Origin of the sequence: Selenomonas sp. KH1T6, from assembly GCF_900108415.1 — a bacterium.
GTDB lineage: Bacteria > Bacillota > Negativicutes > Selenomonadales > Selenomonadaceae > Selenomonas_B > Selenomonas_B ruminantium_A.
Window position 1 is genome coordinate 17,810 of record NZ_FNWN01000032.1, and the last position, 10,968, is coordinate 28,777.

Genomic DNA, 10,968 nt, shown 5'->3' on the forward strand with positions numbered 1-10,968 from the left:
GCGGGGCTATGTCGAGGATTTGTCAACGCAGGGAGGACAGACAAGGTGCGTCAAGATGGGCGACCGAATTAATCAGTGTTTCCTTTAATCCTTCAGCTGCTCTATGAACTTTTCCTGCGGCAATGGCTGGGTCAGTCCCATGATAGCCAGGAGCTGCTGGAAAGCTGTCTCCTTGCTGCCCATGTTCTTGATGATGTAATCAGCCTGCTTCCAGCCGTCCAGGATTTTGTTTTCCTCGATATACCTCAGTTCCTCCTGAATCTGCTCCGGGGAGACTTTTTCAGCAGTCATGCGCTCTATGAGGGCGGTGTAATCCGCCATCAGGTGGATCACCACCAGATTTCTCCTGAGCAGGGCCCTGAAACTGGGCACAACATCTTCATTCAGCAAGATCAGATTGCAACGGTACTCAGCCATGGCATCAAGGATATCCTGCTTATGCCAGCCGTACTGATACCCCCGCCAGCCTGTCTGGGCAAAGAATCTCTCCCGGCTGAACTCCTCCGGCTCTATGCGGTTCAGAAGCCGCCCCCGCCGTGATCTCCCGTGCAGCCATTCCGTAGTGTAGGCGGGAATATAATTTATGCCCATATCCATGGCCATCTTTACCAAAGTGCTCTTGCCTGCGCCCCTGGGGCCCATCAGTGCATATAGTATACTGGTCTTCATACTGCTCCTTACAACTCATAAATTACAAACACTCGGACTATTATACTATATTGACAAGAAAAATTGAATACACAAAAGCGGGGACAACCGAACGTCCCCGCTTTCGCGCCTCTATACCTTCTGCCACACATTGCCACAAGGACAATGTGCCTCCCATACAATATGTTACAACGAATCCTTATAAAAAGCAAGGAAAAGTTGTTCCTTAGCAAATCCTGGGCACCAGATTCCCCAAGGGCATATCCACCACGCGCAAGCCCCCGATAGCCGTCCTCAGGGCCACCTGCCCCGGTGCCTCAGCGGTGGTCTCGCCGATGATGCGGGCCTCCCTGCCATAGGGGCTTTCCTTCATGGCAGAGAGTGCCGCCTCCGCCTCCTCAGCCGGCACAAAGGCCACGCACTTGCCCTCGTTGGCCAGATAGAGAGGGTCAAAGCCCAGCATATCACAGACACCCTGGACTTCTTCCCGTATGGGTATATCTTCTTCTTCGATGATGATGCCGCATTTGCTGGCGCTGGCGATCTCGTTGAGCACTGCAGCCACGCCGCCACGGGTGGGGTCACGGAGCACTGCCGTGCGGGGGGCAGCCTTGAGCAAGGCCTGGGTCATGCCTGCCAGCGGGGCGCAGTCCGTCTTCACCGTCTCCGGCAGCTCAAGGCCGTGGCGTCCTGCCAGAATAGTGGCCGCATGGTCCCCCAGGAAGCCAGAGAGCAGAACCTTCATGCCGGGCTGCACCTTCTTGGGAGAAATCTCCACTCCTTCGATAAGCTCCCCAATGCCTGCCGTATTGATATAGATGCCGTCGCACTTGCCCCGCTCCACCACCTTGGTGTCGCCAGTAACGATGGCAATGCCCGCCTCCTCAGCCATTTCCCTCATGGTATGGGCGATTTTACGCAGGTCCTCCACGGGGAAGCCTTCCTCCAGTATCACCCCGGCAGAGATGTACTTGGGCACCGCCCCTGTCATGGCCAGGTCATTCACCGTACCGCAAACCGCCAGTTTGCCTATATTGCCGCCATTGAAGAACAGAGGCTGCACCACATAGGAATCCGTGGTGAAGGCCAGTTTCCCGCTGAGGTTCAATCTTGCCCCGTCGTGCATCTCATTGAGGATTGGGTTGCCAAACTCCGGCAGGATAACCTCCTCCATAAGCTCCTGGCTGATTTTTCCCCCAGCACCATGGGCCAGGGTGATGTATTCATGTTCACTGTTTATTGCCATAAGTAAATAATCCCTTCCCGTATTTATACCAGGCGGCACAGACACCCTCCACCGACACCATACAGGGGCCGATGGCATGGGTGGGCACGCAGGCCTTGCCAAAGAGGGGGCATTCATGGGGTGTCACGATGCCCTTCAAGACCTCGCCGCAGCGGCAGCCAGTCTTCCTGGGCTGTGGCAGTTCCGCCACAGGCAGGGGCAATACTTCCTCGATATCAAAGGACTTGTAAGCCTCCCGCATCTTCAGGCCAGAGGCGGGGATTTCCCCGATGCCCCGCCACTTGGCGGCCACAGGCTCGTAGACTTTATTGGTGACGGCCATGGAAGTTGGATTGCCCTCAGGCTTCACCACGCTGCCGTACTCATTTTCCACCTTCGCCACCCCCTCTGCCACCTGCCTGGTCAGGCGATAGAGAGAACGCAAAATCTGCAAAGGCTCGAAGCCCGTCACCACTCCGGGTATATGATACTCTGTCTCCAGGAAGCTGAAGACCTCCGTGCCGGTCACCACGGAAACATGCCCCGGCAGGATAAAGCCGTCCACCAGCACCTCCGGGTCGTCAATCAGAAGCCGCAGGGCAGGGGGCACCAGCTTTTGGGCAGACAACATATAGAGATTCTTCAGCCCCGCCTGCTCCGCCGCCAGCACCGTAGCTGCCGCCGTAGGGGCGGTGGTCTCAAAACCCACGGCCAGGAAGATAACCTTCTTGTCCGGGTTTTCCCGGGCTGCCTGCAGGCTGTCCAAAGGGGAGTAGACAATGCGGATATCCGCCCCCGCGGTTTTTGCTTCACCCAGGCTTGACTCCGTCCCCGGTACCTTCAGCATATCCCCGAAGGTAGTGATGATGCAGTCCTCACGGCGGGCATAGGCTATGGCCTTGTCCATATACTCGTCCGGGGTCACACAGACAGGACAGCCCGGTCCGGATACCAGTTCCACGGACTCCGGCAGCAACTGGCGGATGCCTGCCCGGAAAATGGAGACGGTATGGGTGCCGCAGACCTCCATAAAGCGTAGATGGCGCCCGGCCTTGTCTGCCAGCCGCCCAATCTCAGCCACCAGCTCCCCTGCCAGTTTCCGCTGCTCCTCGCGGCTAAGTTCAGCTGCCAAGCTCATTCACCGTCCTTGGCCCCCCGTGCATCTCTGCCAACAGGGCATTAGTTTCCTCAAATTCCTTCTCGTCCACAATCTGCATGGCAAAGCCAGCATGCACCAGCACATGATCCCCCACCTTGGCCTCCGGCAGGAGCATCAGGCTCACCTCCCGGGTGACCCCGGAAAGTTCTACTTTGCCCAAGGAATCTTTTATTTCAAGAAGTTTAGCTGGTACGGCTAAACACATAATATCAGCCCTCTCCTCTGGTCAATTCTTCCGCCACCACGGACAAATCCTGCTCAATCTCCCCCAGCCGCTCTTCCGGCACCACGCCCCAGGCGGCCAGTTCCTTCAGGGCTTGCTCTGCCATGGGTTCCAGCAGCCCTGCCATGCCCGCAGAGAGCTCCACTCCCGCAGACAGGTCAAAGGGCTGCGCCCCTATCACCACCACCTCGGGAATCTTCCGCCCGGTGACCTCCAAAGCCGCCAGCACATCCTGTATGCCCACCTCATGGGCAGAAAGCTTGTCCTGGAAATGAGCCAGCACCTCATCATTGGCAAACCTGAAAGTCTGCCCCGGCTCCCCGCCGCCGTTGATTGAATCAATAATCAACAGCTTCTCCGTGCCAGTGACAAACTGCATCAGCTCTATGCCCAGCACGCCCCCGTCCACAATCTGGACATTGTCCGGGAAGATGTAATTCTTATCAAGATACTCAGCGACACGCACGCCAAACCCTTCGTCCCGCAGGACTACATTGCCAATGCCTAATACTGTTATATCAGATTGATGAAGAACTTTGGCAAGCTCCGCCTGCACTTCTTCATCACTTAAACCAAAGGTTTCTGCCATACAAGTTCCCCCCTTCCACCGGCTTCGCCGGTCCCCTGCCAGGGAGCCCACCGGGCTCCCGCGCTTACGCGCCCCCGCAAGCGGGGCAGGCAAGACCTCTCCTACCAGTGCTATAACAACAAAGGAACAAACCTAAAGCTACTCAATCTTCACGAACCCCAGGGCCCATGGATGGGCCCCGCGGACGCGGAAATCATAGGATGTGATTTCAGTCCGCTGTTTCTTTGGTTCGTTTCTTTGCGCCAAAGAAATGAACAGACGCACCTAACAAGCAATCACTTCTTAACCTTCGAGAGCAGCCATTCACACCAGGCATCAATTCCCGTACCCTTACTGCAGGAAATCTCCACCACCTTCATCCCGGGATGCAGCGTATCAATATCCTCCTTAGCCCCCGCCATATCAAAATCGCAATAAGGCAGCAAATCCACTTTATTCAGCAACGCAATAGCCGACTCCTTGAAAATCAGCGGATACTTCATGGGCTTATCCGCCCCTTCAGTAATAGACAACACCACAGCCTTCTCATTCTCCCCCACAGCAAACTCCGCGGGACATACCAGATTCCCCACATTCTCCACTATGAGCAATTCAAGGCTGTCTAAATCCAGCTGCTTTGCCACCTTCTGCACCATAGGGGCGTCCAGATGGCACCCCCCTGCGGTATTGATCTGTATGACCGGCACTCCATAGCGGTCAATGCGCTCCGCATCCTTGCTGGTGTAAAGGTCGCCTTCTATCACCGCCATCTTCACCTTGTCCCTGAGCTTCTCCATGGTCTTTTCCAGCAGGGAAGTCTTCCCTGCCCCCGGAGAGCCCATGAGATTCAGCACATAGACGCCTTTTTCGGCAAACATGGCCTGATTCTCTGCTGCCACCCTGTCGTTTTCGCCCAAGATATTCTTCATGACCTGGATTTCCATTCGCTATTCTACCTCCAGATATTCCACCTGCATCTCCCGGCCGGAGATGATTTCCAGCACGCCGTCCCGGCATTTGGGGCACCAGAAGTCATAGTGCTCCACGTGCATTTCCTCGCCGCATTTGGTGCATCGTCCAATGAGAGGCGTTTCCTTCACCTTGAGCTTCGCCCCCTCAGCCACAGTGCCCTCTGCCAGCATCTTGAAGCCGAATTCCAGGGAGTCTATGACCACCCCGCTCATCTCGCCGATGATAAGACCTATCTCCTCTACCTTCTGAGCTTCATTCTCTTTGGCATATTCCAGCGCAATCTTCAGAATCCCTTCTGCCAGGGACATTTCGTGCATGGCCATCCCTCCAGTATGCACGGCAATGAAAAGCGCCTCCCCGCCAACGCTGGCAGGAAGGCGCTCACCTTTTGAGTTTCTATCAGATGTCAGCTTCCAGATTCTTCTCCTCAAAGACCTTGAGGATATCCTTCAGCTTGGTCTTGCTAGGCGCATAATCCACTGTAGTTTCCCCGTCATGGGCGTGGATATGGACGTACATGACGCCCGGCAGTCCCAGGAGAGCCTTTTCGCACTCCTTGGCGCTGTCCTCCGTATAGCCGTGGACGGTGAACTGCATCCTGGTGTTGCCATTAGCCTCACCGCAGCCGCATTCTTTGCACATGGGATTCATCTCCGTTCTATGTTCAACTAAACTGCATTCACTGCTTCAATTCTATCACCCAAAGGCAATTCCTGCGACCCCCTGGGGGGCATATCAGATGAGGTGCTTCTCGCCGCTCTGGTCGGAGTCGCTGGCATCTTTCGGCTCATGGATGAGGAACTTGTAGCCCGAGAACATGGAGCTGACCTCGGACTCGCCTTCCATGAACTCTGCGCGGATGACCATGTAGAGATGGCCTACCGCAAAGAGGATGATAGCCCAGGCCACATAGTGATGGATGATGTGCATCATCATCTCACCGCCGCAGACCACCAGCACCCAGTTGCTCATGGCACCCAGGAGGCTGTTGGGATTCACCAGATAGTACATGGCAAAACCTGTGATGAACTCAATGGCTACCAGCACATAGAGGAAGGCGTAGGAGCCACGGGCCAGAGGATTCCTCAGGAAAGAGGAATGCTCGAACTTCAGGAACATATAGTGGAGAGCCACTTCCACGGTCTGGCGATAGAAATAGCCTTTCCAGAAGTGGGGGAAGAGACGGTCGCCCTTGTTGATGATGAAGCCGTAGATCCTCAGCACAAAGGAGGCTGCAAAGATGAACGCGGCCACAAAGTGAATATCTCTCACCAAATCCACATAAGTCACGGAGTAGGTAGGCTCCAGATTGATGGACTGCATGGGGGTGGCAATGATGATGCCCGTGCAGAAGAGAACCACGATCATGACGACCATGATCCAATGGAATATGCGCAAGAAGGGACTGAACACGTAGAACTCTTTGCGCTTTACTTCTTTCATGTCACGACTCCTTTCTCCGGTCTTGTCCGGTAGCTCAGTTCTCTACCTTGGTGCCGGAATAGGGGTCCGTGGTGATAGCCGCGATGCGCTCGCCCTTGGTGTTGTACATATGGGTAGCGCAGGCCATGCAGGGATCGAAGGAACGGATGACCTTGGCGATTTCCAGAGGCTTGTCCGGGATGGCCACATGGGTATCCATCATAGCCAGCTCATAGGCGCCCTGGCCTGCCTTGCTGTCGCGGGGGCAGGAGTTCCAGGTGGTGGGCACCAGGCACTGGTAATTCTCCGTCTTGCCGTCCTTGATGTGGATCCAGTGGGAAAGAGCCCCACGGGGTGCCTCGTAGAGGCCCACGCCCTTGCATTCCTTCGGCCAGCTGGCGGGATCCCACTTCTCCATGTTGGCAACCTGGGTATCACCGGCCTTGAGGTTGGCAATAAGCTTGTCAAAGAAGAACTTGTTGATCTCAGCAGCCACCTGGCAATCCAGGCCACGGCAAGCGGTACGTCCCACCATGGTGGGCAGCCAGACTTCCGGAGCCAGGCCAAGGACCTTGGAAACTGCCTCAATCTGGTCAACCATCATCTGCTCAGCCCAGGTCAGCTCGCCCAGGAGCCCCTGCTTGGCCTTAGTGTAGATGACGATGTACTTGGCCAGAGGACCGACCTCGCAGACCTTGCCCTTCCATTTCGGCGTCTTGAGCCAGGAATACTTGCCATTTTCGTCCAGGGTCTTCCACTCGGTGCCGGTACCTTCTTTCGGGCCGGTGTACTTGGCCTTGGTGACACCCTCCCAGGGATGCAGGTCCTTGCCCTCTGCCTCGGGATATTCGTACCAGGCATGCTCCACGCCCTCGGTGATGGTCTCGGGAGTGGTGAGGTCCTCAGCCACAATCTCGGAGAACTTGGCATTTGCCACGCCGGCGCCGAAGTTCTCCACCACGCCGTTGGAGCGCACTAGGAGACCTTCGAAATAACCGCCGCTGCTGGTACCGGTGTAAGACTCCATGGGATAGCAGCCAAAGCTCATGACACGGGTCTTGGCCAGGCCGCCGCCGTCTACCCTGCCAGCCTTCACATAGATGTTGCCGATAGCAAGAAGATCCGGCAGGTAATAGTTATTGACCAGGGTGCGGCCCAGGTTGATGGCACGGTCCACCACAGCCAGACGGGCAGCGTTCACGGGAGCGTTGCCGTCATTCATGGAAATGGAGCAGGGCATGCCGCCCACCACATAATGGGGGTGCGGGTTCTTGCCGCCGAAGATGACATGGGGGGTAACCAGCTCACGCTGCTTGTCCAGCATCTCCAGATAATGAGCCACAGCCAGGAGATGTACCTCCGGGGGCAGGATCTTGTAATCCGGATGATCCCACCACTGGGCGGCAAAGATGCCCAGCTGGCCGCTGTCCACGATGCTCTTTACCTTGTCCTTGATCTGCTGGAAATACTGGGGCGTAGCTGCGGGGAAATCATGCTCATAAGCCTCACTATTGTAGGTATTGGGAGCACGGAAAGGCAACTTGTAAGTTGCCAGCAGGTTATTCTGCAGGTTAGCCGTAGCCACAGGATCAGCAGCCAGGGCATCCACCGGGCTCACCCAGTCCAGGGCGTGCAGGTGGTAGAAATGCACGATATGGTCCTGCACCGTAAGGGTTGCAGCCATGATGTTGCGGATATAGTTGGCATTGCGGGGAATGCGGATGCCCAGTGCATCCTCTACTGCACGGACAGCACCCAAAGCATGAGCCGTGGTGCAGACGCCGCAGATACGCTGGATATATGCCCAGGCATCACGGGGATCACGATCTTTCATCACCAGTTCCAGACCGCGCCAGGCAGTACCAGAGGAAAGGGCATCTGTCACCTTGCCGCTGCCCTCATCAACTGTGACTTCCACACGAAGGTGTCCTTCTATACGAGTAATCGGATCTACAACTACATGTTTCATTCAGTCTCACCTGCTCTCTTTCTTCTCGGCCTCGGCCGCTTCACGCTGACTCTTCTGCACCACAGAGGCTGCAGCATGGGCAGCGACGCCCACTACAGCTGCTGCGCCCATGGCAGCGCCGATCTTGTCCGCATTGCCCAGCTTGCCATACTGGGGCAGGCGCTCGCTGAAGGAGCCGTCATCCCAGAAGGTGGCGTTGGCACAGCCTATGCAGGCAGCGCCGGACTGGATGGGATAGGAAAGGCCCTCGAACCAGCGGATATTGCCGCAGGAGCTGTAAGTCTCGGGACCGCGGCAGCCCAGCTTGTAGAGACACCAGCCGGCCTTGGCGCCCGCATCATCGTAGGAGTCAGCGAACATGGCCGCATCGAAGAAGGGACGGCGGTAGCAGGTATCGTGGATGCGGTTGCCAAAGAACTGCTTGGGACGGCCCTCGCCATCAAGAGGCGGTACGGTACCAAACATAGCCACGTGCATGATGACGCCGGTCATGACCTCGGGGATAGGCGGGCAGCCCGGCACATTCACTACCGGGGTGGAGCCGCAGAAAGGCCCGATACCGGAAGAACCGGTGGGGTTTGGCTTTGCGGCCTGGATGCCGCCGTAGGCAGCGCAGGTGCCGTAAGCTATGACGGCTGCCGCATTGGCACTGGCTTTCTTCAAGAGATGGGTGAAGGTATGCCCGCCGGACATGCAGTAAACACCATTGTCCTTGGTGCAGGCAGCACCCTCCACTGCCAGGATGTACTGGCCCTTGTACTTCTGGATGATCTCATCCAGATGACGCTCGAAGGGCTCACCGCAGGCAGCAGAAAGCAGGTGGTCGTACTCCAGGTCAATGTGGGAAAGCACCACATCACTGGCCAGAGGTGCTGCAGAACGGATGAAGGACTCATCGCAGCCCGTGCACTCATGACCGTGGATCCAGACCACCACTGGCAGCGGTTTCGTTTCGGCAGCTTCTACCACCTTCGATACCTGGTCCGTGGTCAGGCCCATCAAGGTGGTGAGTGCCACGCAAGCTTTCAGGAAGCTGCGGCGGCTCATGCCTTTTCTGAGATAAAGATCCCACAAACTCTCCCTTTTGTCCACTTTGTTACCTCCTTAAAATAAAAGCTAGATCCCCACACCGATGGCTCAAATCAGCTATTAGAGACCCTGTTTGCTAAAACGTTGCCATGGCAACATAAGTCACATTATTTTCCATTATACACTGAAAATTTTAAAATAGCTATAGATAATGTAAAAAGAATTTCAGTATAAATTTTAATTATGTTTCCATAGCCAAACGGTGCTGCCGCTGATTCCCTTCAGGGCAGAATAAGCCCCTATGGGGGATTATACTCATTTCGCCATAAGAAAGACATTTTCCTTCTTTTTCAGCCCTTCCCGCAGAAAATTTTCCACTGCAGTTGGAAACTGACAGAAAAGCCGGGGGCACCGCCCCCGGCTCATAACGCCTCATCACCCTGCGGCAATATCCACATTAGCCCCAAGATATTTGCTCAGGTCAGAAGCCTTCAACTCCTGCTGATAAGGATTTTCTTCATTGACATAGCGTATCTGCGTGCTGGTCACACCGCCAGAAATAAAGGTACGTCCGCACTCTGGACAGATATCCGTCTTGAGCCTGACGCTGGCCCGCACCACCTCGCCGCCCTCCAGGTCGGCCTTCTGGTAGGCATTGGACACGTGCTCTTGCTCATGGCTCATGACCACCGAAGCCGCATTATTGGGGTCGATATGGCCTGCGGCCTTGAAGGACACCATCTCGTCAGAGCCATCCTGATACTTCCGACGCTTGCAGGTCTCGCACTCCCCGGTGTCAATCTGCTTATCCTCTGCAGCCGCCAGATCTTCGGTTTCCGCTGCCGCGCCGTAGCCCTTTTCGGCCCCAGCGCCTTCAGCGCCGCCATAACCGCCATAGTTATTGCCATAGCCGCCATAGCCATCATAACTGCCGTAACCACCATAGCTTCCATAAGGGGAGCCGTAGCCAGCCACCCCATTTATGCTCATATCAGACATTTCCTGCACATCCTTTCCCTAAGATGAAAACCCAATCCTTTAAGAAAATTTTACCATAGAGCCCCCTCGACATTCAATCAAATAATTTAGAAAACTCACCCAGTTTGCAAAAAAAAACTTGTCATCCCCAACCTGCGGTGCTACAATGAAACTCGTGCACAGCACATGGGGGCGTAGCTCAGCTGGGAGAGCATCAGGTTCGCAATCTGAGGGTCAAGGGTTCGATCCCCTCCGTCTCCACCAACAACACACACGATTTTCCTGCAGAATATCGAGTATTTTACAGGAAATATAAGAAAATCGGGCTTAATGCCCGATTTTTTGTATTCCTTTATATATAGTCACAACGCCACCGCTTCCTTCTCTTCCTCAACAAATTCCTTCCTATAGTGTAAACCTGATTCGTGAAGCTATGCCTATAGAACAAAGGGGGCTGTTGCATGAGTGTAATTCCACTTATGCACAGCCCCTTTTCCTTGTTGATGTATAAGAAGTTCCTATTCGTTGTAAAATCCACTAAAAATGAGCACAAGATACCAGGCGGTATAAAAATCGCCTTTTTTCTTGTGCTCTTATTTTGTATTCAGGCTGCGTTATTCACAGGGAACAGGTGCTGGCCTGCTCTGTCTGACTGGATTTTGCAGTGCAGCTTTTGAATATTGTAAGCCATAGCCACCAGCATGATCTCAACAAGGACATTTGCTGTGCCGCGGCTCAGGAACCTTCGGAAATTCATGTCCGCCTTCATCATTGC

13 protein-coding genes and 1 tRNA gene are annotated in these 10,968 nt (G+C 55.1%); 1 reads left to right on the plus strand and 13 read right to left on the minus strand.

From position 1 onward, the window contains the following. Positions 1-84: 84 nt before the first annotated feature. The 12 genes from BLW59_RS14245 to BLW59_RS14300 form a co-directional block, all read right to left on the minus strand. Positions 85-669, minus strand: coding sequence for a hypothetical protein (locus tag BLW59_RS14245; protein WP_139283697.1), 585 nt, complete (start codon positions 667-669; stop codon positions 85-87). A gap of 205 nt (positions 670-874) precedes the next feature. Continuing rightward, positions 875-1,894 carry a hydrogenase expression/formation protein HypE gene (gene hypE / locus BLW59_RS14250; protein WP_029541730.1) on the minus strand — a complete coding sequence of 340 codons (1,020 nt, stop codon included), beginning with the start codon at positions 1,892-1,894 and terminating at the stop codon, positions 875-877. Next, complete coding sequence (gene hypD / locus BLW59_RS14255) at positions 1,878-3,011, minus strand: hydrogenase formation protein HypD (RefSeq protein ID WP_074698316.1); 1,134 nt, start codon at positions 3,009-3,011, stop codon at positions 1,878-1,880. The genes hypE and hypD overlap by 17 nt, the downstream gene beginning before the upstream one ends. After that, positions 2,995-3,237 carry a HypC/HybG/HupF family hydrogenase formation chaperone gene (locus BLW59_RS14260; RefSeq protein WP_074698317.1) on the minus strand — a complete coding sequence of 81 codons (243 nt, stop codon included), beginning with the start codon at positions 3,235-3,237 and terminating at the stop codon, positions 2,995-2,997. The genes hypD and BLW59_RS14260 overlap by 17 nt, the downstream gene beginning before the upstream one ends. 4 nt (positions 3,238-3,241) lie before the next feature. Next, complete coding sequence (locus BLW59_RS14265) at positions 3,242-3,844, minus strand: HyaD/HybD family hydrogenase maturation endopeptidase (protein ID WP_074698318.1); 603 nt, start codon at positions 3,842-3,844, stop codon at positions 3,242-3,244. Between the two features lie 275 nt (positions 3,845-4,119). Then, positions 4,120-4,767 carry a hydrogenase nickel incorporation protein HypB gene (gene hypB / locus BLW59_RS14270; RefSeq protein ID WP_074698319.1) on the minus strand — a complete coding sequence of 216 codons (648 nt, stop codon included), beginning with the start codon at positions 4,765-4,767 and terminating at the stop codon, positions 4,120-4,122. 3 nt (positions 4,768-4,770) lie between these two features. Then, positions 4,771-5,112 (minus strand): hydrogenase maturation nickel metallochaperone HypA, encoded by a 342-nt coding sequence (hypA, locus tag BLW59_RS14275; RefSeq protein ID WP_074698320.1) that lies wholly within the window; start codon positions 5,110-5,112, stop codon positions 4,771-4,773. An 82-nt stretch (positions 5,113-5,194) separates the two neighbouring features. After that, positions 5,195-5,437, minus strand: a complete 243-nt coding sequence (locus BLW59_RS14280; RefSeq protein ID WP_029541745.1) for a hypothetical protein — start codon at positions 5,435-5,437, stop codon at positions 5,195-5,197. A 93-nt stretch (positions 5,438-5,530) separates the two neighbouring features. After that, positions 5,531-6,238, minus strand: coding sequence for a Ni/Fe-hydrogenase, b-type cytochrome subunit (cybH, locus tag BLW59_RS14285; protein WP_029541748.1), 708 nt, complete (start codon positions 6,236-6,238; stop codon positions 5,531-5,533). A 34-nt stretch (positions 6,239-6,272) separates the two neighbouring features. Beyond that, the gene (locus BLW59_RS14290; RefSeq protein ID WP_074698321.1) at positions 6,273-8,186 is read right to left on the minus strand and encodes a nickel-dependent hydrogenase large subunit; all 1,914 of its coding nucleotides are present in this window, start codon (positions 8,184-8,186) and stop codon (positions 6,273-6,275) included. A 6-nt stretch (positions 8,187-8,192) separates the two neighbouring features. After that, positions 8,193-9,278, minus strand: a complete 1,086-nt coding sequence (locus tag BLW59_RS14295; protein ID WP_074698322.1) for a hydrogenase small subunit — start codon at positions 9,276-9,278, stop codon at positions 8,193-8,195. A 372-nt stretch (positions 9,279-9,650) separates the two neighbouring features. Beyond that, entirely contained in the window at positions 9,651-10,205 is a 555-nt protein-coding gene (locus tag BLW59_RS14300) for a hypothetical protein (protein WP_318258636.1), read from the minus strand. Positions 10,206-10,381: 176 nt separating this feature from the next. Between BLW59_RS14300 and BLW59_RS14305 the strand changes: the two genes are divergently transcribed. Beyond that, a tRNA-Ala gene (locus BLW59_RS14305) sits at positions 10,382-10,457 on the plus strand. 340 nt (positions 10,458-10,797) lie between these two features. Here the strand turns inward: BLW59_RS14305 and BLW59_RS14310 are convergent. Next, positions 10,798-10,965, minus strand: coding sequence for a transposase (locus BLW59_RS14310; protein ID WP_318258637.1), 168 nt, complete (start codon positions 10,963-10,965; stop codon positions 10,798-10,800). Positions 10,966-10,968 lie beyond the last annotated feature (3 nt).